Below are 21356 nucleotides of genomic sequence, written 5' to 3'. Positions count from 1 at the left end.
GGGCGCTTCCCGTGGACCGTACGGGTCACCGGCGGCTCGGTCCGGCACCAGGCCCCCTCACCCGATCGACGTGGCCGTGGCCGTCAGGCCCGGAGGGCCGACCCTCCTGCGCTTGAGGCCGCCCGCCACGTGCACGAATCTGATCACATGGGCATCCGCCCGTGGCCTGGTCAGATGGGACGGCGCAGCGATGGACAACCCGGAACCGACACCACCGGCGGTCGCCAGCGCCGTGGTGGACGGTTCGGGGCGGATCGCCGCCTGGAGCGAGGGCGCCGCGTTGTTGCTCGGGCTCCCGACCGCCGAGGCGGTGGGCCGGCCGGCGGCCGATCTGCTCGCCGAGCCCCCGCCGCCCGACACCAGGGCGTCGCTCGCCGGGCTCCCCCGCTGGCACGGCGCCCTGGCGCTGCGCCACCGCGACGGCCACGAGGTGCGCGTCGCGGTGATCGCGCACCGCAGGAGGCCGGACGCGGAAGGCGACGGCTGGCTGCTGGTCAGCCGGCTCACCGGCCGCGAGCCGCGCCCCGGCGAGGAGGAGCTGGCCGCCATCGCGTTCGAGCAGACCACGGCCGCGCTGGCCGTCTACGACACCGACCTGCGGCTGCGCCGGTGGAACGAGGCGATGGCGCGCACCGTGGGGCTCACCGAGGACGAGGCGCGTGGTCTTCGACTCTCCGAGATCGGCGGCAAACGGCAGAGCCAGGACCTGGAGCGGCACCTGGCGTACGCCAGGGACACCGGCCACCGCCAGGACCTCGACACCTTCCTGCGCACCGGCGGCGAGCTGCGGGAGCACGCCTGGGCCGCGTCCTTCGTGCCGCTGCACGACCGGTCGGGCCGGCTGCGTGCCATCTGTCTGACGGCCACCGACACCACCGAGCAGTACGCGGCCAGGCAGCGGCTCGCGGTCCTGAACGACGCGGCCGCCCGCATCGGCAGCTCGCTCGACGTCACCCGAACGGCCGAGGAGCTGGCCGAGGTGTGCGTGCCGTACCTCGCCGACCTGATCACCGTCGACCTGCTGGACGCGCCGGTGGAGGGGAACGCGTCGGCGCCCTGGCGGCAGCCGATGCGGCGCGTCGCCGTGCGGTCGGTACTCGATGGCTGTCCCGAGGTCCTGACCGGGCCCGGCACGCTGACCAGCTACTCGCGGCACTCCCCGCAGGCCCAGGCGCTGCGCGTCGGCCACACGGTGCGGTACGCCACGGAGGACCCCGCCCTGCGGCCCTGGTTCGCGGAGCGGCCCGAACGGCTGGCGCGCAGCCGCGAGTTCGGCATCCACTCCACGATGCTGGTGCCGATAAGGGCCCGTGGCGTCACGCTTGGGGTGGCGATGCTCGCCCGGCACCGGCGCCCCGAGCCGTTCGTCCACGACGACGTGCTGCTTGCCGAGGAGATCGCGGCCCGGGCCGCCGTCTGCGTGGACAACGCCCGCCGCTACACGCGCGAGCGCGAGGTGGCGCTGACGCTGCAGCGCAGCCTGCTCCCCCGGGTGCTGCCGCGCCCCACGGCCGTCGCCACCGCCTCCCGCTACCGGCCGGCCGCGCCGCACGCCGGGGTGGGCGGCGACTGGTTCGACGTCATCCCGCTCTCCGGCGCCCGGGTGGCGCTCGTCGTGGGGGACGTCGTCGGCCACGGCGTGCAGGCGTCGGCCACCATGGGCCGGCTGCGCACGGCGGTGCGGACGTTGGCCGACGTCGACCTGCCGCCCGACGAACTCCTCACCCAGGTGGATGATCTGGTGGTGCGGCTCGCCATGGAGACCGGCGACCAGGAGGCGGCCGGCGACGTCGGCGCGACCTGTCTGTACGCCGTCTACGACCCGGTCTCGCGGATCTGCCAGCTGGCGCGGGCCGGGCACCCGCCGCCGCTGGTGCTCCTGCCCGGTGGCGCGGCGCCCGAGGTGCTGCGGGTGCCGGCCGGGCCGCCGCTCGGCGTGGGCGGCCTGCCGTTCGAGGCGGTGGAGCGCGAGCTGCCCGAGGGCAGCCTGCTGACGCTCTGCACGGACGGCCTGCTCGAGAACCGCGAGCGGGACATCGACGTCGGCTTCGCGCTGCTGCGGGACGTGCTCGGCCGGCACCGGGAGGAACCGCTGGAGGCGCTGTGCGACACGGTGCTCGAGGCGCTGCTGCCGGCGGGCGGCGCACCCGACGACGTGGCGCTGCTGCTGGCCCGCACCCGGGCGCTGGGCGCCGACCAGACGGCCTTCTGGGACGTGCCGCCCAGGCCGGCCTCGGTGGGCGAGGCGCGGCGGCGGGTGGGCGAGCGGCTCGCGGACTGGGGCGTCGGCGAGGCGGAGATCATGACCGGCGAGCTGATCGCCAGCGAACTTGTCACCAACGCCCTCCGGCACGCCGACCCGCCGATCGGGCTGCGGCTGATCCTCGACAAGGACCTGATCCTCGAGGTGTGCGACGCCAGCAGCACGGCCCCGCACCTGCGCCGCGCCCGGTGGCTCGACGAGACCGGGCGCGGCCTGATGCTGGTCGCCCAGCTCGCCAGGCGCTGGGGCACGAGGCACACCCCGGCCGGCAAGGTCATCTGGGCCGAACTGCCGTTGCACGAGCCGCTGGGCCCGGGCTGAGCGTCACAGTGCCCCGAGCGGCGGCAGCGGTGGGCGCGCCGCGTCGTGGAGCACGGCCAGGCGCTGGGTGGGCCGGGTCAGCGCGACATAGAGGTCGTTGAGGCCGAGCGGCGAGTCGGCGACGATCCGGTCGGGGTCGACCACGATCACCGAGTCGAACTCGAGCCCCTTGGCCGCCCGTGGGTCGAGCACGTCCACCCGTTCGGGCGCCGCCGCGCGCACCGGCCCGGCCAGCACGGGCACCAGGCCGGCCGGGGCGATGACGCCCACCCGGCCGCCGGCGGTGCGGGCCAGCTCCCGGACGGCCAACCGGCTTGCCGCCACGGCCAGTTCGTCGGCCGGCACGGGCTCGCGCCAGGGCGCGACGCCGGCCGCCCGGACGGCGCGCGGCGCGGTGCGGGCGGCGTCGATGCGCCGCAGCACCCGCGCGGCCAGCTCGGCGATCTCGGTCGGCAGGCGGTAGTTGACGGTCAGCTCGGCCAGCCGCCAGCGGTTCCCGACGTGCGGCTCGAGCACCCGCTCCCAGGACGGGGCGCCGCCCGGGTCACCGGTCTGCGCGATGTCGCCGACGATGGTCATGGAGCGGGCCGGGCAGCGCCGCATCAGCAACCGCCAGGCCATCGGGGAGAGTTCCTGGGCCTCGTCCACCACGACGTGGCCGAAGGCCCAGGTGCGGTCGGCGGCGGCGCGCTGCGCCTGGCTGCGGTGGTCGGCCTCCTGGTGTCGTTCGGCGAGCGCCTCGGCGTCCAGGAGGTCGTAGGCGGAGAGGAGTTCGGGGTCGGCGCCGTCGTCGAAGTCGGTGACGCGGGAGCCGTAGGCGATGTCCAGCGCCTCCTGCGCGAGGCGCAGCCGCTCGGCGTGCTCGGCCGAGGCCGCGGCGCGCTCGGCGCGGTCGTCGACGCCGAGCAGTTCGGCGGCCTCGTCGAGCAACGGCACGTCGGCCGGGCTCCAGCCCCGGTGCTGGCCGCGCAGCAGCACGGCGCGCTCGGCGCGGTCGAGGTCGGGCGCGGCGGCGGCCAGGCGGCGGGGCGAGGCGTAGAGCTCGGCGAGCAGCCGCTGTGGGGTGAGCGCCGGCCACAGCGCGTCGACGGCGGCCGCGACCTCCCGGCTCTCGCACAGCTCGGCGACGATGGTCGCCAGGTCGGCTTCGGTGAGCAGGCTGCCGCCGTCGAGCGGATCGGTACCGTAGCGCTCGCCGGCGGCGCGGGCCAGCGCCTCGATCATCCAGCGCCGGAACCAGGGGCGGGCCTCGTTGTGTGGCAGCCGGGTCTCGCGGGCCCGGTCGCGGATCCGCAGGCAGGTGTCCCGGTCGAGGGCGAGGCGTTCACCGTCGTGGAGCACCTCGAAGCGCTCGCCCTCCTCGGGGACGCGCTGCCGGTCGCGCACGGCGGCGGCGATCACCTCGACCATGGCGAGCCGGCCCTTCGTCTCGGCGGTCGCCGGCGGCTCGACGAGCCCGGCGCGGACGCCGGGGAAGAGCTCGCCGACGGTGGCGAGCAGCACCCCGGTCTCGCCGAGCGAGGGCAGCACGTCGCCGATGTAGCGCAGGAAGGTGGTGCTGGGGCCGATGACCAACACGACGCTCCTGGCGAGCCGTTCGCGGTGGGTGTAGAGGAGGTAGGCCGCGCGGTGCAGGGCGACGGCGGTCTTGCCGGTGCCCGGGCCGCCCTGGACGACCAGCACACCGGCGTGGTCGGCGCGGATGATGTCGTCCTGCTCGGCCTGGATGGTCGAGACGATGTCGGCCATCCGGCCGGTCCGCGCGGCGTTGAGCGCGTCGAACAGGGCGGAGTCGCCGGCCGGTTCCGCGCCGCGGTCGAATTCCTCGTCCTGCACGCCGGTGACCCGCCGGCCCTGGGTCCTGATGTGCCGCCGGCGCCTGACGTTTTCCGTGGAAACGGCGGTGGCGACGTAGAACGGCCGGGCCGCGGGGGCGCGCCAGTCGATGAGCAGCGGCTCGTAGTCGGTGGAGTCGTCGAGGATTCCGATGCGGCCGATATGACGGTGCTCACCGTCGCGCATATCGAGCCGTCCGAAGCAGAGTCCGTTCTCGACCGAGTCGAGCCTGGCCACCCGGCCGGCCAGCTCCGCGGCGGCCACGTCCCGCTCCGCCAGCCCCTGGTGGCCGAGCCCGGTGCTGGCCAGCACCTGGTCGAGCCGCTTCCTGGCCTCCCCGCGCAGCGCGTCGAGCCGGTCGTAGAGCCGGGTGACGTATTCCTGTTCCTGATCATCGATTCCGCCGCTTGACAATCCCATCCCCACCTCGCTAGAATTCCCTCTAAATAGCGTCGACTTGACCTTTCGTGAAACGGCGCCAAACAACGGAATATAGCGGGCAATTCGCGTCGTCGCCAGCGGGCGGCGGCCTTTTTCATGTCACCCGGTTCATGTCACCCGGTTCATGTCACCCGGCCCGCCGCCAGGCGCTCGCATAGCGCGAGCACCGCCTCCCGGTTCGCCTCGGCCAGCACGCCGGCCGGCCAACGGGCCCACTTCCCCTTGGCGTTGAGGTACCGCCCGGTGACACCGTCGAGCTCGGGATCACTGGCGAGTCGCACGCTCGTCCGGGCCGGCTTGGCGAGGTCGCCGAGCAGCCGGATCAGCGGCGCCAACGGCCGGTAGGCGTAGGGGAAGGCGCGGACGGGGTGGCCCGGTTCCCCGGCGTGTAGGCGTGCCCTGGGTAGGCCACGTTCACCGTGACGCCGGTGCCGGCCCAGCGCTCGGACAGGGCGAGGCTCAGCGCCATCAGCGCGGTCTTGGTGTGGTTGTAATGGCTGAAGGTCCAGCCCCGGAAGCGCCGCTCGCCCTGGAGGTTGGTCGGGTCGATCGGGCCGTCCGGCAGTCCGCCGGTGAGGTTGACGACGCGGGCGCCGCCGCCGGCCGCGCGCAGCGCCGGCAGCAGGCCCGTGGCCAGCACGTAGGGCGCCAGCACGTTGGCCGCGAAGGCGGTCTCCACGCCGTCCTCGGTGAGCGTGCGGTCGGCCGGGTTCAGGCCGAAGTTGTTGACCAGCATGTCGAGCCGGCCGTGCCGCTCGGTGACCTTGGCCGCCACCCGCCGCAGCTCGGCCAGCCTGGTCAGGTCGGCCGGGCACGCCTCTCCGCCGATCTCCGCCACCACGGCCGCGGCCCGGCCGGGGTCCCGCCCCACCACGACCACCCCCGCGCCGAGCGCGGCGAGCCCCCGCGCCGTCTCCCGGCCTATGCCTCCGGTACCGCCCGTCACCAGGACCGTCTTGCCGCGCACGACCACCAGCTACCTCACCGAACGACGATTGCGTCACCGGGTGACACAATAGCCGCTCAGTGCGGATCTCTAGACTCTGGGCATGAGCGGCGACGAGGAAGCGGCCTCGGGCCTGCGCGAACGCACCAGGCGCGCGGTCCGGGCCGAGCTGGCCAGATTGGCACTCGACCTGTTCACCACCCGGGGCTACGAGGAGACGACCGTCGAGGACGTGGCCCGGGCGGCCGGCATGTCCAAACGCAGCTTCTTCCGGTACTTCGCCAGCAAGGAGGACGTGGTCTTCGGCGACCTGGAGCTGATGGCCGCGCGGATCGCCGAGGAGATCGCGGACCGGCCGGCCGACGAGCCGCCGTGGCGCTGCCTGACCACCGTGCTCGCCGCCTGGCAGGACCGCATCCACGCCGGACAGCGCGAGCTGACCGGGCTGCGACTGATCGAGTCGAGCCCGGCGCTTCGCGCCCGACTGCACCAGAAGCGCGACGAGTTGCGCGCGCTGGTCGCCGAGGCGCTGTGCGCGCGCCCCGACGCCCGCCTCGACGCGTTCACCGCCGACCTGCTCACCGGCGCCGCCGCGGCGGCGCTCGACGCGGCGGGGCGCGAGTGGCTGCGCGGCGAGGGCCGCGCCGACCGGGCCGCGCTGCTCGCGCGCGCCTTCGCGCTGCTCGAACCGCGAGACGCCGCCCGCGATGTCGGTGCCACCGCCTAGGGTTGCGGCCATGGCACCACCCAAGGCTCCCCTGCCGCCCGCGACCCGCTCGATGACGCTGCTCGCCGCGGCCGTGCTGGTACACGACCTCGCGGCGGAGCGCGTCGTGCTCCTCCAGCGCGGCCCCGACGCCAAGTTCGCCCCCGGCCACTGGGACCTGCCGGTCGGCAAGAGCGACCCGGGCGAGCCGGTCACGGTCACCGCCGTCCGCGAGTTGGAGGAGGAGACGGGCCTCGTGGTCGACCCGGCCGAGCTGCGCCTGGCACACGTGGTGCACGGCGCGCACGGTGTGGAGTCGCCCAACGGCTTCGTCACCGTGATCTTCACGGCCCACCGCTGGAGCGGCACCCTGCGCAACCGGGAGCCGGAGAAGCACTCCCGCGCGGAATGGGTACCGGTCGGCGCGATACCCGAGCCGCTGGTCTTCGGCGAGGAGCGCGTGATCCACCGCTGCCTGGCGGGGGATCCCGGTGTCAGCCTGCCGGGTTGGGGCTGACGGCGGCCGGCGGCCCCCGCGCCGGGCGCCCGGCGCAGTACGATCAATGATCATGGCGCTGCCACCCCCCGCAACGCCGCGTCGTCGCCGAGGAATTGGCGCCGCAAGGCTGGCCACAGTAAGCACCGGATGCATTACGATGAGTAATACCGTCGAGGTGGTCAGGGCCGCCGGCGCTGCCCCCGGCAGGCGACAGCGCGCCGGGGATCGCGGTAGCGTCGCAGAGCGTCCAGGGCATCCGGCAGGTGCCAGGGAGCGCTCAATCAGTGTGAGTCTCTGTGGAGGTGAGGGTGTCCCCAATCCCAGGTGAGCCCGGATCGCAGGACTTCGTCGAAGTCCGACTGCCGGCCGCCGGCGCCTATCTGTCGGTGCTGCGGACGGCCACCGCCGGCCTCGCGGCCCGGCTGGACTTCACCCTCGACGAGATCGAGGACCTGCGCATCGCGGTCGACGAGGCGTGCGCCATCCTGCTGCAACAGGCCAAGCCGGGCAGCGTCCTTGACTGCGTGTTCACGCTGGTCGGTGACGCGCTGCGGGTCACGGTCTCGGCCCCGACCACCGAGGGCCACGCCCCGGAGCGGGACACCTTCGCGTGGACCGTGTTGACCGCGCTGGCGGGCGAGGTCGAGTCGACCGTCGGCGAGGACAAGACGGTCAGCATCAGCCTGCACAAGAAGCGCGGCGCCGCTCCCGGAGCGCCGTGACCGGCGATCGGGGCCCGTCACACGATGAGGGGGCCGAGGTGAACGAGGTGGAACAGACGGCGACAGCGGCTGCGGCCGCCATTCCCGAGCAGCAGGAGCCGGCGAGGAGCGCGCCGCGGCGCACCGCGCCCGATCCGCACGACCGGAGCGCCGCGCGCGATCTCTTCGTCGAGCTGCGCGGGCTGCCCCCGGGCTCGCCGGAGCGCGCCGAGTTGCGCAACACGCTGGTCAGGATGCACCTGCCGTTGGTCGAGCACCTCGCCAGGCGTTTCCGGAACCGGGGCGAGCCGCTCGACGACCTGACCCAGGTCGCCACCATCGGCCTGATCAAGTCCGTGGACCGGTTCGACCCGGAGCGCGGCGTCGAGTTCTCGACCTACGCCACGCCGACGGTGGTCGGGGAGATCAAGCGGCACTTCCGCGACAAGGGCTGGGCGGTCCGGGTGCCGCGCCGGCTGCAGGAGCTGCGGCTCTCGCTCGGCCAGGCCACGGCCGAACTGTCGCAGCAGCACGGCCGCGCGCCCACGGTGCACGAGCTGGCCCGCCGGCTCAACATCTCCGAGGAGGACGTGCTCGAGGGCCTGGAGTCGGCGAACGCGTACAGCACGCTCTCCCTCGACGTGCCGGACACCGACGACGAGTCCCCGGCCGTCGCGGACACGTTGGGCGCCGAGGACGACGCGCTGGAGGGCGTCGAGTACCGGGAGTCGCTCAAGCCGCTGCTCGAGGAGCTGCCGCCGCGCGAGAAGAAGATCCTGCTGCTGCGCTTCTTCGGCAACATGACCCAGTCACAGATCGCCCAGGAGGTCGGCATCTCCCAGATGCACGTCTCCCGCCTGCTCGCCCGCACCCTCGCGCAGCTCCGCGAGAAGCTGCTGGTCGAGGAGTAGCGGTCGGACAGCACGACCCCAGCACGCCCGGCCGGAGAGCCCTCCGCCAAGCCCGCCCGGCCAGGACTACGCCTCGCGCGGGCCGACGCCGAGCGCGGCCGTGGCCGTGGGGTTGACGAGGCAGGCCAGCACGGCCACCGCCGAGACACCGAGCCCCACGGCGGCCAGCGGCCAGAGGCGGCCACTGCCCAGGAGCGTGAAGGCCACCGGCAGCGCGAGCAGCTGCATCACCACGGCCGGACCCCGGCTCCAGCGGCGCAGCCGCCACAGGCCGTGGCCGGCGGCCAGCGGCAGCGCCGCGAGCACCAGTACCGTCAGCGCGCCGGTCACCGCCTGCGTCAGGTCCTCCGCGTCGCCGAACACGGCGAGTGCCAGCAGCACCGCGCCGAGCCCCGCGACCACCACGCCCTGCAGTCCGCACAGCAGCGCGGCGACGCTCACCGTGCGCGGCCGCGCGCTCACCCGGGGGTCGCCGCCCCCGCCGCCGTTCTCGCTCACCTGGCCAGGGTAGCGCCGGGCGCCGCCGCCCCCACCGCCCTGGCCTGGGTACTCTGCACTTCATGCGCGCACTTCTCGTGGTCAATCCGGTCGCCACCACCACCAGTGCGCGGACCCGTGACGTCCTGGCGCACGCACTCGCCAGCGATCTCAAGCTGGAGGTCGCCGCCACGGAGTACCGCGGTCACGCCAGGGAGCTCGCCCGGCGGGCGGCCGAGCAGGGCACCACGGACCTGGTGATCGCCCTCGGCGGCGACGGCACGGTCAACGAGGTGGTCAACGGGCTGCTGCACCACGGGCCGCACCGCGGCGAGCTGCCGAGCCTGGCGGTGGTCCCCGGCGGCTCGACCAACGTGTTCGCCAGGGCGCTCGGGCTGCCCAACGACGCGGTCGAGGCCACCGGCGCGCTGCTCGGGGCGCTGCGCGACGACAGCTCACGGGAGATCGGGCTCGGCCTGGTGACCGGCGCCCCCGGCTCGGCGGACGCCGAGGTGCCGAGCCGCTGGTTCACCTTCTGCGCGGGCTTCGGCTTCGACGCCGGGGTGATCGGGCGCGTGGAGTCGCACCGGGAGCGCGGAAAGCGCTCCACGCACTCCCTCTATGTGCGGCAGGCGGTGCGGCACTTCACGGACGACCGGCACCAGCGTCACCACGGCACGATCAGCCTGCTGCGCGACGGCCAAGAGCCGGTTGACGGGCTGGTGTTGACCATAGTGTGCAACACCGCGCCGTGGACCTTCTTCGGCAACCGGCCGATCTACGCGGCCCCTCGGGCCTCGTTCGACACCGGGCTCGACCTGACGGCCGTGACCCGCCTGTCATCAGCCGCTCTGGCGCGTTTCGCGACCCAGCTGCTCGCCTCGTCGCCGGAGCGCGGGATGAGCGGGCGGCATGTCGTGTCCCTGCACGATGAGACGCGGTTCACCTTGCAATCGCAGGCGCCACAGCCGTTTCAGCTTGATGGTGACCACCTGGGACTGCGTACCAGCGTCTCGTTCACAGGCGTGCGCCGTGCACTGCGTGTGATTGTGTGAGCAGAACGGCGGAAAGTCCTTGCAGTCGAACGTTTAGCGCAGACCCCACCCGAGGGAAGTAGGGCTGTGAGCAAGGCGACACCAAGGATTCAAAAAAAACTTTCCGGAAGGGGTTGTATCCGCCGCCGAGGTTTGCGAACCTCTTCATGGCGATCGGGACGGCCGAAGCATCGGCACCTTGAGAGCCCGAACCCCCCTTCCCCGCCCAGAGGGATAGCAGACCCCCCTAGGTCTCCATCAGAAGACATCCGAGCAACCGGTCGTCTTTTGTCGGGGGATTCGTGAAAGCGTTCACATTCACAAGCAATGTAACTGCAACGTGCAGGAGATGGAGCAGACATGGACTGGCGTCACAGCGCCGTTTGCCGCGAGGAAGACCCCGAGCTGTTCTTCCCCATCGGCAACACCGGTCCTGCGCTGCTGCAGATCGAGGAAGCCAAGGCCGTCTGCCGCCGCTGCCCCGTCATGGAGCAGTGCCTGCAGTGGGCCCTGGAGTCCGGCCAGGACTCCGGTGTCTGGGGCGGCATGAGCGAGGACGAGCGCCGTGCGATGAAGCGCCGCGCCGCTCGCAACCGGGCGCGCAAGGCCACCGCCTGAGCGTGGCCCGATGACCCGCTGACGGTCGCCCCAGCCGTCACCTGCTGCCCTTGAGCCGCAGCACGCGTAGCACCGAGGTGCGGATCGCGAACAAGCGTTGAGCCCCGATCCCGTGGCAACGGCCACGCCGGGTCGGGGCTTTCGCTTGCCCGCGACAACTCGCCCCTGCCCGCGACCGGTGGCCCGGCGCTCAGCGCTTGTGCTGCTCGAGCGGGATGTCGAGGACCACCCGGGTACCGGTGGCTCCGGCCTCCTCGACCGGGACCATGTCGAAGCGGCCGCCCAACTCGCCCTCCACCAGCGTCCGGACGATCTGCAGGCCCAGGTTGCCGCTGCTGCGGGGATCGAACCCCTCCGGGAGCCCCTGCCCGTCGTCCTGCACGGTGACCAGCAGCCGGCCGCGCCCGCGCCGCACCTCGCCGCGGGTCGCGCCGACCTCGATGGTGCCGCGCCGGTCCGGGCCGAAGGCGTGCTCCAACGCGTTCTGCAGGACCTCGGTCAACACCATGGACAGCGGCGTCGCGGTCTCGGCGTCGAGTATCCCGAACCGCCCGGTGCGGCGGGCCGACACCCGCCCGTCCGGGGAGAGCTCGGCGACCATGGTGATCACGCGGTCCGCGATCTCGTCGAACTCCACACGCTCGTCGAGATTCTGTGAGAGCGTCTCGTGCACGATGGCGATGGAGCCGACCCGGCGGACGGCCTCGTCGAGCGCGGCCTGGGCGCTGGAGTCGCCGGTGGCGCCGATCCGCCGGGACTGCAGCCGCAGCAGCGCGGCCACGGTCTGCAGGTTGTTCTTCACCCGGTGGTGGATCTCCCGGATGGTGGCGTCCTTGGTGATCAACTCCCGCTCGCGGCGCCGCAGCTCGGTCACGTCGCGGAGCAGGATCAGCGAACCGATGCGCTCCCCCTTGGGCTTGAGCGGGATGGCGCGCAGCTGGATGACGCAGTCGTTGCCCTCGATCTCGGCCTCCCGCGGCGCCCAGCCGCTGGCCAGCTTGACCAGCGACTCGTCCACCGGGCCACGGGTGGGGGCGAGGTCGGCGGTGGTCGGCCCGAGCGGCAGGCCCACCAGGTCGGCGGCGAGGCCGAGCCGGTGGTAGGCGGAGAGCGCGTTGGGGCTGGCGTAGAGGACGACGCCCTCCGCGTCGAGCCGGATGAAGCCGTCCCCGACCCGGGGCGCGCGGTCCATCCCGACCTGCTGGCCGGGGAAGGGGAAGGTGCCGGCGGCGATCATCTGGGCGAGGTCGGAGGCGCTCTGCAGGTAGGTGAGCTCGAGGCGGCTCGGGGTGCGGACGGTGAGCAGGTTGGTGTTGCGCGCGATCACGCCGAGCACCCGGCTCTCCCGGCGCACGGGGATGGACTCCACGCGCACGGGCACCTCCTCGCGCCACTCGGGGTCGCCCTCGCGCACGATCCGGCCCTCATCGAGGGCGACGTCGAGCAGCGGGCGGCGACCGCGCGGCACCAGGTGACCGACCATGTCGTCCTGGTAGGAGGTGGGCCCGGTGTTGGGCCGCATCTGGGCGACCGAGACGTAGCGGGTGCCGTCCCTGGTGGGCAGCCAGAGGACCAGGTCCGCGAAGGAGAGGTCCGAGAGCAACTGCCACTCGGAGACCAGCAGGTGCAGCCACTCGAGGTCGCGCTCCCCGAGGTCGGTGTGCTGATGGACGAGGTCGTTCATGGATGGCACACCGGCGAGCTTACCGGGGGCGCGTGCCATGCCCGGGAGGGCGATCGCGCGGGCGCGTACGCCGGCGAGTGCGCCGATGAGTGCGCTCAAGAAACGATGGCGCGGAACGGGTGGGGGCAGGAAGTCCGTTCAGAGCATGGACACACGCGGCGGGCGCGGTTCAGAATGGGGACTCAATGACGAGACTTCTGCCCTCCCCGCACAGGAGGGCAGAGCGAGGCCCGTGGCGCTCTCTGCCCTGACGGCGTCAATGGGCCCGTATCGCTCCGGGCTGCGGTGCCGAGAGGGTTGAGGGTCCCTCCCCGGCGCCGCGGCCCGTGGGTGTCTCAGGCCCCGGTGGCCCCTTCCGCTCCCCGCTTCGCCGGCCAGGCGAGCATCGCCGCCTCGGCCACCGCGAGCAGTTCCTCCCGGCTCGCGCCGTCCCGCGACTGCTGGCTCATGCCCTGCATCACGGTGGCGGCGAACCTGGCAAGACCCGCCGCGTCGGTGTCAGGGGCGAGCACGCCGGCGTCGATGTCCTGCCGGATGCGCTTCTCGAACGCGGCCAGGTTGCGCCGCCGCATCTCGCGCAGGCCCTCGGCCACCTCCTCGGCCGACTCCGAGTAGGTGACGACGGCGGAGATCACCAGGCAGCCGTGCGGCCGGCCGGGCACCGTGTACTCGACGGCGGCCTCGCGCAGCGCCCGGCCGATGGCCGCCTCCGCCGTGGCCTCCTCGGCCAGGGCGCGGGGGACGAAGCCGCCGTACCGCCGGACGTAGGACTCGGTGGCCTCCTCGAACAGCGTCTTCTTGTCGCCGAAGGCCGCGTACATGCTGGGGGCGCCGATCCCCATGGCCTGGGTCAGGTCGGTGACAGAGGTGCCCTCGTAGCCGTGCTCCCAGAAGGCGCGCAGGGCCTTCTCCAGGGCCGTCTCCCGGTCGAAGGACCGCGGCCTGCCTCGCTTCCTCACTCCCATGGGTGAATTCTATAGCGATCGCTCGGGAATGCGTGCTACGGTCCTTTCTGTAGTGATCGATAGAAAAAGAAGGGGGCCGAGATGAGTGGACTGACGGGCAAGACGGCACTGGTCACAGGCGCCAGCCGGGGCATCGGGCGAGCGATCGCCGAGCGGCTCGGGCGGGACGGCGCCCGGGTCGGCGTCCACTTCGGGGAGAACGAGGCGGCGGCCAAGGAGACGGTGGCGGCCATCGAGGAGGCGGGCGGCAGCGCCTTCGCCATCCGGGCGCGGCTCGGCGAGTCGGGGGACGCCGAGGCGCTCTGGGCGGCGTTCGACGTCGAGGCGGACGGCGTCGACATCCTGGTGAACAACGCCGGCGTGGTCGACGATCGTCAGGGCTTGGCGGGCACCACACCCGAGGACTTCGACCGGCTGTTCTCGATCAACACCAAGGCGCCGTTCTTCATCATCCAGCAGGGCCTCGGCCGGCTGCGGGACGGCGGCCGGATCATCAACGTCTCGACCGGGCTGACGCACCGGCCGGGCGCCATCCCCGAGATCGTCGCGTACACGATGACCAAGAGCGCCCTCGACCAGCTCACGGCGGTGCTCGCCAAGGAGCTGGGGCCCCGCGGCATCACGGTGAACGCGGTAGCACCCGGCGCCATCGACACCGACATGAACGCGGGCTGGCTCCGGTCCAGTGCCGAGGTGCGCGAGGCCACGGCGCGGCGGTCGCCGCTGGGCCGGTTGGGCATGCCTGAGGACGTGGCGGACATCGTCGGCTTCCTGGCCTCGGCCGACAGCCGGTGGGTCACCGGGCAGTGGATAGACGCCACCGGGGGCGCCCTGATCTGAGGCGGCTAGCGGCAATACCGGTGACTTTATGGCTCTCGAGAGCGCCGTAGGGCGACGTTCCCGCAGGTCAGACGCGCGAATCGACCCTTAAGTCACTGGCATTGCGGCTAGCGGGTCTCGGTGACCTTGGCCAGCGCCCGGGGGGCGTCCGGGTCCTGGCCGCGGGCCAGGGTCACCTCGTAGGCGAGGCGTTGCAGCGGCAGGATCTCCAGGATGGGTTGCAGTTCCTCAGGCACGTCGCCGGTGGGCAGCGCGAAGCCGGCGGACGCCGCCTCGACCTCGTCGGCCGGGCCGATCACGACCAGGTCGGCGCCCCGGTCCCGCAGCCGGTCGAGGACGGGGCGCAGGGCCCGGCCGCCCCGGCCGTCGGGGACGATGGCGATCACCGGGGAGACGTTGTCGACCATGGCCAGGGGGCCGTGCAGCAGGTCGGCGCCGGAGTAGGCGAGCGCCGGTATGTAGCTGGTCTCCATCAGCTTGAGCGCCGCCTCGCGGGCGGTGGGATAGCCGTAGCCGCGGGAGGTGAGGACCATCCGCTCGGCGAAGCGGTAGCGGCCGGCCAGGGTGCGCACCTCGTCCCTGCGGTCGAGGATCCGCTCGGCGAGTTCGGGCAGCCGGGCGGCGGCCGCCGCGCCGTCGCCGCCGCGCAGCGCCTCGACGAGGAGGTAGAGGGCCAGCAGTTCGGCGGTGTAGGTCTTGGTCGCCGGCAGGGCGCGCTCGGGCCCGGCGAGCACGTCGATGGTGAACTCGCTGGCGGCCACCAGCGGCGACTCCGGGTTGTTGGTGACCGCCAGGGTGATCGCGCCGGCGTCGCGGGCCGCGGTGGTGGAGGCCACCAGGTCCGGGGAGCCGCCGGACTGGCTGACGGCGATCACCAGGCAGTCGGTCAGGTCAGGCCGGGCGCCGTAGGCGGTGGTGGTGGACATGGAGGTGAGGCCACAGGGTTTGCCCAGCAGGATTTCCAGCAGGTACTTGGCGTAGAGGGCGGCGTTGTCGGAGGTGCCGCGGCCCGTCAGCAGCACGAACCGCGGGTTCCGCGCGGCGATCCGCTCGGCGACGGCGCCTATGGGGCCGGCGCCCTCGGTCAAGATCCGCCGCAGCACGGCCGGCTGCTCGGCCATCTCGGCGGCCATGATCCGGCCGGGGGTCAACGGACCGCCTCCCGGCCGGCGATGACCTCGGCGGCGGCCCGGCCGCAGACCCGGGCGGCGCCGTGAGTGGCGACGTGCAGGGCGCCGGTGGGCGGCGCGTGCGGGACGCCCATCTCGACGACCACCGTGTCAGGGCGGGCGGCGAGCAGGGCGGTCAGGACCTCGGTCATCCAGGGGTGGCGGTGGGCGTCCCGGACGACGGCCACGACGGGCCGGTCACCGGCGGCCGCCAGCACCTCTGCCACGAGTCCCTCGATGCCGGCGCGTTCGGCATCGGCGTGGGTGTGGTCGCCGGCCCTGGTGCCGGGCAGCAGCCGGTCGAGTTCGGTGGCCACTCCCCAGGGGGTCTGGGTGCCGGCGGCGATGTTGGCCACCGGGGTGAAGGCGGCCACGTAGGGGGCGCGGGTGAGCGGCTGGAAGGGGGCGGCGCCGGCCGCCGGGGTGATCCGCAGGGCGCGGCGGGCGGCGTCGAAGCCGATCGTGTCGTCGTCCGGTTCGTCCGCCGGGGCCTGGGCGCGGGCCTCGGCGGTCCAGCGGGCCAGCGCCCTGACCCGCTCGGCCGCGTCGTGCAGCCGCTCCTCTGTCAGTTCGCCCTCACGCACGGCTCGGACGATGGCGTCCCGCAGCCGCAGCACCTCGGCCTCGTCCGACGGGGTGCCGCCGACGCAGATGGCGTCGGCCCCGGCGGCCACGGCGAGGGCGCAGCCGCGGTCGAGGCCGTAGGCGTCGGCCACGGCCTTCATCTCGATGGCGTCCGAGTAGATCACCCCGTCGTAGCCGAGGCCGCCCTGGGCGGCGGGGGCGCGCAGCAGCCCGGTGAGCACGGCGGGGCTGAGGGTGCCCGGGCGGTCGGGGTCGAGGGCCGGGATGAGGATGTGCGCGCTCATCACGCAGCGGCTGCCGGCGGCTATGGCGGCCTTGAAGGGCACGAGCTCGCGCTGGTGGAGGGTCCCGAGGTCGATGTCGATGCGGGGCAGCGCCAGGTGGGAGTCCACGTTGGTGTTGCCGTGCCCCGGGAAGTGCTTGACGCAGGCGGCCACGCCGGCGCTTTGCAGACCCTGTACGAAGGCGACGGTGTGCCGGGCCACGAGCTCCGGGTCCTGGCCGAAGGAGCGGACGCCGATCACGGGGTTCCCCGGGTCGGAGTTGACGTCGGCCGACGGCGCCCAGTTGACCGTGATGCCGGCCGCGGCGAGGCGCCGGCCGATCCTGGTGGCCACCGCGCGGGTCAGCTCCGGGTCGTCGACGCTGCCCAGGGCCAGGTTGCCGGGGAAGGAGGAGCCGCCGAGCCGCTCCAGGCGGGTCACGTCGCCGGCCTCCTCGTCCATCGCCACCAGCACGTCAGGCCTGACGGCGCGCAGCTGGGCGGTGAGGTCGGCCAGTTGGGCGGTGGAGACGACGTTCCTGCCGAAGAGACCGACCCCGGTCATGCCGTTCTCCAGCTGGCGCAGCAGCCAGTCGGGTGCGGTGGTGGTGCCGGCGAAGGTGGGCTGGAGGACGGCGAGCGCGTCCCTGGTCAGGGTGTCGGAGTCGGGTACCAGGGTGGTCATCGGTCGGCTTTATCCCTTCACGGCCCCCGCGGCCATGCCGCCGGTGACCCGTCGCTGGAGGATGAGGAAGACGATCAACACCGGAACGGTGAAGAGTGAGGAGGCGGCCATGGTCGCGCCCCAGTCGTTGCCGAAGTTCGTCTGGAACTGCGTGAGCCACAGCGGCAGGGTGGCCGCGTCGGGGGCCTTGTTGAGCACCAGCACCATGGCGTATTCGTTCCACGCCAGGATGAACCCGAAGAGTGAGGTGGCCATCAGACCGGGGGCGAGCAGCGGAAAGATCACCCTGCGGAATGCCTCCAGGCGTCCGCAGCCGTCGATCAGGGCGGCCTCCTCGAGCTCCCTCGGCACGGCGGCGATGAAGCCGCGCAGCGTCCAGATCGTGAAGGGCAGGGCCATCACGAAGTAGACGAGCACGAGGGTGCCGAGGCTGTTGAGCATCGACAGGTCCCGGGCGTTGAGGTAGACCACGATAATCAGGATCTCCCAGGGCGCCATCTGGGCCATCATCACGGCGAGCACCATCCCGCGCCGCCCCCGGAAGCGCATCCTGGCGAGGGCGAAGCTGGCCGCCAGCGCCACCACGAGCGCCAGCAGCACGGCCCCGACGGTGACCAGCAGGCTGTTGGCGACGTAGGTCCAGAACAGTTCGACGCCGGTGGCCGTGGCGTAGTGCTCGAACGTCGGGGCGAAGAGGAAGACCGGGTCGCGGGTGAGCACCTGGGAGTTGTTCTTGAAGGAGGTGGCGAACATCCAGTAGACGGGGAAGAGAAACGCCGCCGCCAGCAGCAGGGCGAGCCCGTTGCGCCAGAGGCGGCCCAGGGTGCGTGCGTTCATGCGGTCTCGTTCTCCCTCTCCTGGCGGAGGATGAGGCGGAAGTAGAAGGACATGGCCACCAGCAGGATCAGCAGGGTGAGCACGGAGATGGCCGCGCCCGTGCCGTACTGGTTCTGGCCCATGCCCTCGATGTAGGCCATGACCGGCAGGGTCTCTGACTCGCGGTCGGGGCCGCCGCCGTTGAGCGTGTAGATCTGGACGAACGCCTTGAAGACCCAGATGATCTCCAGGAAGGTGGTGATCAGGAAGAACGGCCGCATGATCGGCGCCACGATGGACCAGAAGACGCGCCAGCCGCTGGCGCCGTCCATCCGTGCCGCCTCGTAGATCTCGCCGCCGATGGTGGTGAGGCCGGCGTAGAGGTTGAGCGCGACGAACGGCACCGAGGCCCAGACGATCAGCACGGTGACGATGACGAGCGTCGAGGTGCCGCTGGCGAACCAGTTGTGCTGCTCGTAGCCGTCGAAGCCGATCCCGCGCATGGCCCAGTTGGCCATGCCGAACTGGGTGTCGAAGAGCCAGCGGAAGACGGTGGTGCTGGCGACGGGCGGCATCGCCCAGGCGGCGACCAGGCTGACGGACAACAACAGGCGCATCCTGCGGCCCAGTTGGTTGAGCAGCAGCCCGATGAGGGTGCCGATCAGCATGATCAGCAGCACGTTGCCCGCCATGAAGAGCACGGTGCGGACCAGGGAGTCCCAGAAGCGCTCGTTCTCCAGCACCGCCCGGTAGTTGTCGAGCCCGGTCCACTCGGTGGTGCGCGAGATCAGCTGCCTGCGGCCGAACGCCTGGAAGGAGATCAGCAGGTTGCGGACCAGGGCGTAGCCGAGGACGGCGAGCGTCGCGAGCACGGCCGGCGCGATGAGCAGGTACGGCACCCAGCGGGCCGAAGGGCGCCAGCCGCCGGCCGCGCGGCCGACCCGCCCGCCGGGCGTGCTGCCGCTCGGCGGGGCGGGTGATGCCTGTTCGATGTCGACGGTCATCGCGCGTTACTCGCGGTTGATCCGGTCGGTGATCTCCGCGTCGGCCTCCTGGGCGGCGCCGGAGTAGTCCTCGCCGTTGAGCGCCTTCGTCATCAGTTCCTTTATCGGGTTGGGCTCCGTCTCGACATTGGCCCAGCCAGTGGTCAGCGGCGGCAGGAACCCGACGTCGGCCGACCGGACCATGGCCTCGGCGAAGGTGCCGGCCTCGGGCTCGGCCGTGACGTCGGTGCGGTTGGGCACGACTCCGCCGGCGTTGGCGTCCACGTACCGCTGCGCCCACTCCTGGGAGGTGGCCATCCGCAGCCACTCGTTGGCGAGTTCGGGGTTGCCGGCGCGTTCCGAGATGGCCAGGTTGGAGCCGCCGAGGAAGACGTGCCCGAGCTCGTCGGCGGTCTTGCCGGGGATCGGGAAGTAGCCGAAGTCGGCCTCGCCGCCCTGTTCCTCGATGGCGGCGACGGCGCCGGCCGCCTCCCAGCCGAGACCGATCCAGGAGGCGACGTCGCCGTTGGGCACCACCTCGGTGGACTGCTGCGGCGACGCCTCGTCGTTGTCGGTCGGGGAGTTCGAGAACGACTGGAGCTGGGCGTAGAAGTCCATGCCGGCCTCGCCGGCCGGGGTGTCGAGCGCGCCGGCCCAGCCGTCGCCGTCCTCGACGGCGAAGTTGCCGCCCTCGTCGGCGATGAAGCCGCCGAGCACGTAGTAGCTCTGTCCCGGCAGGTAGATCGGCTCGGCGTCGGTGTTGGCCTCGATGGCCTCCAGCGCCTCGATCCACTCGTCCCTGGTGGTGGGCACCTCGGCGCCCGCCTCCTGCCAGATGCTCCGGTCGTAGACGACGACCCGGTTGGCGCCGTACCAGGGCACGGCGTAGAGGGTGTCGTCGACCCGGGCCGAGGAGAGCATGGCCTCGTTCCAGGGCTCGTCGGCGAAGTCGCCGAGGTTGGCGAGGCCGCCGGTGTTGGCGTATCCGACGGTCTGGGTGTTGCCGATCTCCAGCACGTCGACGGTGCCGTCCTCGGACAGGGCGGTGGTGACCCGGTCCTGGATGCCGTCCCACTGCTGGATCTCGACGTTGACGGTGACTCCGTGTTCGGCCTCGAAGGCGGCGTTGAGCTCGGAGACCCAGGCCTCGGGCGCCGAGCCGTCCATGAGCCAGACGGTGATGGAGTCCGAGCTCCCGCCACCCCCGGCGCCGCTGCTTCCGTCGTCACCGCAGGCCGCCAGGGTGACCGTCAGGGTCATCATGCCGGCGGCGGCGACCAGCTTGCGCTTCACGATCCCGAGCCTCCGTAACGTTTAATGGTGGAGATGCAAGAGGTGTAGACCAGCCGCCCGGGAGCTTGGACTAGACCAAGCCGGGGTGTCAAGGGTCCACGAGCGGCGCATACTGTCCGTTACCGGACCGACATCTGTTCGGACCCCACGCCGAACTCGGGCCCGTGCCACGATGTGAACTGCGATGTCTCGGAGGAGCTGGTGACGGCGGAGAACGCGGAAGGCGCCGCGCGCAAGAACAAATCGGGAAGGCGTGGTATGGCGAGAGACGGGGCAACGGTCGCGGGCTCACCCGCCGGGACGGAGGGACCCGACCGCAGCCGCACCGCCCGGGTGCCGAAGTACTACCGCCTCAAGCGCCATCTCCAGCAGATGACCGAGACGCTCCCGCCCGGCACGGCGGTGCCGCCGGAGCGTTCCCTGGCCACCGAGTTCGACACCTCGCGCACCACCGTCCGCCAGGCCCTCCAGGAGCTGGTGGTCGAGGGCCGGCTCGAGCGCATCCAGGGCAAGGGCACCTTCGTCGCCAAGCCGAAGGTCTCCCAGGCCCTCCAACTCACGTCCTACACCGAGGACATGCGCGCCCAGGGCCTCGAACCCACCTCCCAGCTGCTGGAGATCGGCTACATCACCGCCGACGAGCGCCTCAGCCGCCTCCTCGACATCCCGCGGGGCGGCCGGGTGTTGCGCATCGAGCGGCTGCGGCTCGCGAGCGGCGAGCCGATGGCGATAGAGACCACGCACCTCTCCCAGGAGCGCTTCCCCGCGCTGCGGCGCAGCCTGGTCCGCTACACCTCGCTCTACACGGCCCTCGCCGAGGTGTACGACGTGCACCTGGCGAGCGCCGAGGAGACCATCGAGACGTCGCTCGCCAACCCCCGCGAGGCCGGCCTGCTCGGCACGGACGTCGGCCTGCCGATGCTGATGCTCTCCCGCCACTCCCGCGACTCCACCGGCGAACCCGTCGAATGGGTCCGCTCCGTCTACCGCGGCGACCGCTACAAGTTCGTCGCCAACCTCGCCAGGCCGGGCCTGGCCTAGACCACGGCGGCCTGGCCGGCCGGCCTGGACGCCGCCCTGCGGCCGGGTGCCGGCCACGTCAGGGCCCGGCCTCCGGCATGGGCGGGGCGCGCCCACGGTCTCCGGACGGCCGACATACGGGCCCAGGCGGTCGGGCCGGCCGGCGGCCAGCAAGGCGAGCCACGCACCGGCCAAGGGCCGGGCCGCCAGCAGGGCCGACGACCGCGCCCGAGGCAGTCGGCACGACGGCCGCAACCCGACCCCATCGCCACGCCACAGCGGCTCCGGCACAGCGCCGGAT

At 72.6% G+C, this 21356-nt stretch carries 20 protein-coding genes; 9 read left to right on the top strand and 11 right to left on the bottom strand.

Annotated elements, in window-relative coordinates:
- Positions 1-190 precede the first annotated feature (190 nt).
- On the top strand, positions 191-2584 hold the full coding sequence (locus E1265_RS06225) for a SpoIIE family protein phosphatase (RefSeq protein WP_132929202.1): 2394 nt from the start codon (positions 191-193) through the stop codon (positions 2582-2584).
- A gap of 3 nt (positions 2585-2587) precedes the next feature.
- Here E1265_RS06225 and E1265_RS06220 read toward each other — a convergent pair whose 3' ends face one another.
- The 3 genes from E1265_RS06220 to E1265_RS06215 all read right to left on the bottom strand — a co-directional run bounded on the left by E1265_RS06220 (position 2588) and on the right by E1265_RS06215 (position 5828).
- Positions 2588-4840, bottom strand: a complete 2253-nt coding sequence (locus E1265_RS06220; RefSeq protein WP_132929201.1) for an AAA family ATPase — start codon at positions 4838-4840, stop codon at positions 2588-2590.
- A gap of 143 nt (positions 4841-4983) precedes the next feature.
- Entirely contained in the window at positions 4984-5196 is a 213-nt protein-coding gene (locus tag E1265_RS37885; RefSeq protein ID WP_207930973.1) for a hypothetical protein, read from the bottom strand.
- Positions 5184-5828: an SDR family NAD(P)-dependent oxidoreductase gene (locus tag E1265_RS06215; protein ID WP_207930972.1), complete on the bottom strand. Its 645-nt coding sequence runs from the start codon at positions 5826-5828 to the stop codon at positions 5184-5186. Before E1265_RS06215 ends, E1265_RS37885 begins: the two co-directional genes overlap by 13 nt.
- A gap of 82 nt (positions 5829-5910) precedes the next feature.
- Between E1265_RS06215 and E1265_RS06210 the strand changes: the two genes are divergently transcribed.
- The 4 genes from E1265_RS06210 (at position 5911) to E1265_RS06195 (ending at position 8624) form a co-directional block, all read left to right on the top strand.
- Positions 5911-6534, top strand: a complete 624-nt coding sequence (locus E1265_RS06210) for a TetR/AcrR family transcriptional regulator (protein WP_132929200.1) — start codon at positions 5911-5913, stop codon at positions 6532-6534.
- Positions 6535-6544: 10 nt separating this feature from the next.
- Positions 6545-7030, top strand: a complete 486-nt coding sequence (locus E1265_RS06205; RefSeq protein WP_207930971.1) for an NUDIX domain-containing protein — start codon at positions 6545-6547, stop codon at positions 7028-7030.
- A gap of 290 nt (positions 7031-7320) precedes the next feature.
- Positions 7321-7734: an anti-sigma regulatory factor gene (locus E1265_RS06200; protein ID WP_132817139.1), complete on the top strand. Its 414-nt coding sequence runs from the start codon at positions 7321-7323 to the stop codon at positions 7732-7734.
- On the top strand, positions 7623-8624 hold the full coding sequence (locus tag E1265_RS06195) for an RNA polymerase sigma factor SigF (RefSeq protein ID WP_132929198.1): 1002 nt from the start codon (positions 7623-7625) through the stop codon (positions 8622-8624). Before E1265_RS06200 ends, E1265_RS06195 begins: the two co-directional genes overlap by 112 nt.
- A gap of 66 nt (positions 8625-8690) precedes the next feature.
- Here E1265_RS06195 and E1265_RS06190 read toward each other — a convergent pair whose 3' ends face one another.
- Positions 8691-9122, bottom strand: coding sequence for a hypothetical protein (locus E1265_RS06190; RefSeq protein ID WP_132929197.1), 432 nt, complete (start codon positions 9120-9122; stop codon positions 8691-8693).
- Positions 9123-9184: 62 nt separating this feature from the next.
- On the opposite strand from E1265_RS06190, the gene E1265_RS06185 reads away from it, so the two are divergent.
- Both E1265_RS06185 and E1265_RS06180 read left to right on the top strand, forming a co-directional pair.
- Positions 9185-10156, top strand: coding sequence for a diacylglycerol kinase family protein (locus E1265_RS06185; RefSeq protein ID WP_132929196.1), 972 nt, complete (start codon positions 9185-9187; stop codon positions 10154-10156).
- 339 nt (positions 10157-10495) lie between these two features.
- Positions 10496-10753 carry a WhiB family transcriptional regulator gene (locus E1265_RS06180; RefSeq protein WP_062206726.1) on the top strand — a complete coding sequence of 86 codons (258 nt, stop codon included), beginning with the start codon at positions 10496-10498 and terminating at the stop codon, positions 10751-10753.
- Between the two features lie 190 nt (positions 10754-10943).
- Here E1265_RS06180 and E1265_RS06175 read toward each other — a convergent pair whose 3' ends face one another.
- Positions 10944-12446, bottom strand: coding sequence for a PAS domain-containing sensor histidine kinase (locus tag E1265_RS06175; RefSeq protein ID WP_132929218.1), 1503 nt, complete (start codon positions 12444-12446; stop codon positions 10944-10946).
- 326 nt (positions 12447-12772) lie between these two features.
- Positions 12773-13402 carry a TetR/AcrR family transcriptional regulator gene (locus tag E1265_RS06170; RefSeq protein WP_132929195.1) on the bottom strand — a complete coding sequence of 210 codons (630 nt, stop codon included), beginning with the start codon at positions 13400-13402 and terminating at the stop codon, positions 12773-12775.
- 81 nt (positions 13403-13483) lie between these two features.
- On the opposite strand from E1265_RS06170, the gene E1265_RS06165 reads away from it, so the two are divergent.
- A complete protein-coding gene (locus tag E1265_RS06165; protein WP_132929194.1) occupies positions 13484-14242 on the top strand; it encodes an SDR family oxidoreductase in 759 nt (252 codons plus the stop codon).
- Positions 14243-14349: 107 nt separating this feature from the next.
- Here E1265_RS06165 and E1265_RS06160 read toward each other — a convergent pair whose 3' ends face one another.
- The 5 genes from E1265_RS06160 to E1265_RS06140 are packed head-to-tail and all read right to left on the bottom strand — an operon-like array spanning position 14350 to position 20035.
- Positions 14350-15375, bottom strand: coding sequence for an SIS domain-containing protein (locus tag E1265_RS06160; RefSeq protein WP_132929217.1), 1026 nt, complete (start codon positions 15373-15375; stop codon positions 14350-14352).
- A gap of 14 nt (positions 15376-15389) precedes the next feature.
- Positions 15390-16943, bottom strand: a complete 1554-nt coding sequence (locus tag E1265_RS06155) for a glycoside hydrolase family 3 protein (protein WP_132929193.1) — start codon at positions 16941-16943, stop codon at positions 15390-15392.
- A 9-nt stretch (positions 16944-16952) separates the two neighbouring features.
- Positions 16953-17780 carry a carbohydrate ABC transporter permease gene (locus E1265_RS06150; protein WP_132929192.1) on the bottom strand — a complete coding sequence of 276 codons (828 nt, stop codon included), beginning with the start codon at positions 17778-17780 and terminating at the stop codon, positions 16953-16955.
- Positions 17777-18763 carry a sugar ABC transporter permease gene (locus E1265_RS06145; RefSeq protein ID WP_132929191.1) on the bottom strand — a complete coding sequence of 329 codons (987 nt, stop codon included), beginning with the start codon at positions 18761-18763 and terminating at the stop codon, positions 17777-17779. The genes E1265_RS06150 and E1265_RS06145 overlap by 4 nt, the downstream gene beginning before the upstream one ends.
- Positions 18764-18769: 6 nt before the next feature.
- Positions 18770-20035, bottom strand: a complete 1266-nt coding sequence (locus E1265_RS06140) for an extracellular solute-binding protein (RefSeq protein WP_132929190.1) — start codon at positions 20033-20035, stop codon at positions 18770-18772.
- 258 nt (positions 20036-20293) lie between these two features.
- Between E1265_RS06140 and E1265_RS06135 the strand changes: the two genes are divergently transcribed.
- Entirely contained in the window at positions 20294-21076 is a 783-nt protein-coding gene (locus E1265_RS06135; protein ID WP_132929189.1) for a GntR family transcriptional regulator, read from the top strand.
- Positions 21077-21356: the final 280 nt, after the last annotated feature.

It is taken from the genome of Streptomyces sp. 8K308 (assembly GCF_004348315.1).
Taxonomy (GTDB): domain Bacteria; phylum Actinomycetota; class Actinomycetes; order Streptomycetales; family Streptomycetaceae; genus Streptomyces.
The sequence above is the reverse complement of the archived record's forward strand: the minus strand, read 5'-3'. Positions and strand labels throughout refer to the sequence as shown.

What these genes read in the sequence shown, in the direction of transcription:
- E1265_RS06225 (WP_132929202.1), top strand. Translation starts at nt 191, where the DNA reads ATGGACAACCCGGAACCGACACCACCGGCGGTCGCCAGCGCCGTGGTG.
- E1265_RS06220 (WP_132929201.1), bottom strand. Translation starts at nt 4,840, where the DNA reads ATGGGATTGTCAAGCGGCGGAATCGATGATCAGGAACAGGAATACGTC.
- E1265_RS06210 (WP_132929200.1), top strand. Translation starts at nt 5,911, where the DNA reads ATGAGCGGCGACGAGGAAGCGGCCTCGGGCCTGCGCGAACGCACCAGG.
- E1265_RS06205 (WP_207930971.1), top strand. Translation starts at nt 6,545, where the DNA reads ATGGCACCACCCAAGGCTCCCCTGCCGCCCGCGACCCGCTCGATGACG.
- E1265_RS06185 (WP_132929196.1), top strand. Translation starts at nt 9,185, where the DNA reads ATGCGCGCACTTCTCGTGGTCAATCCGGTCGCCACCACCACCAGTGCG.
- E1265_RS06180 (WP_062206726.1), top strand. Translation starts at nt 10,496, where the DNA reads ATGGACTGGCGTCACAGCGCCGTTTGCCGCGAGGAAGACCCCGAGCTG.
- E1265_RS06170 (WP_132929195.1), bottom strand. Translation starts at nt 13,402, where the DNA reads ATGGGAGTGAGGAAGCGAGGCAGGCCGCGGTCCTTCGACCGGGAGACG.
- E1265_RS06165 (WP_132929194.1), top strand. Translation starts at nt 13,484, where the DNA reads ATGAGTGGACTGACGGGCAAGACGGCACTGGTCACAGGCGCCAGCCGG.
- E1265_RS06160 (WP_132929217.1), bottom strand. Translation starts at nt 15,375, where the DNA reads ATGGCCGCCGAGATGGCCGAGCAGCCGGCCGTGCTGCGGCGGATCTTG.
- E1265_RS06155 (WP_132929193.1), bottom strand. Translation starts at nt 16,943, where the DNA reads ATGACCACCCTGGTACCCGACTCCGACACCCTGACCAGGGACGCGCTC.
- E1265_RS06150 (WP_132929192.1), bottom strand. Translation starts at nt 17,780, where the DNA reads ATGAACGCACGCACCCTGGGCCGCCTCTGGCGCAACGGGCTCGCCCTG.
- E1265_RS06145 (WP_132929191.1), bottom strand. Translation starts at nt 18,763, where the DNA reads ATGACCGTCGACATCGAACAGGCATCACCCGCCCCGCCGAGCGGCAGC.
- E1265_RS06135 (WP_132929189.1), top strand. Translation starts at nt 20,294, where the DNA reads ATGGCGAGAGACGGGGCAACGGTCGCGGGCTCACCCGCCGGGACGGAG.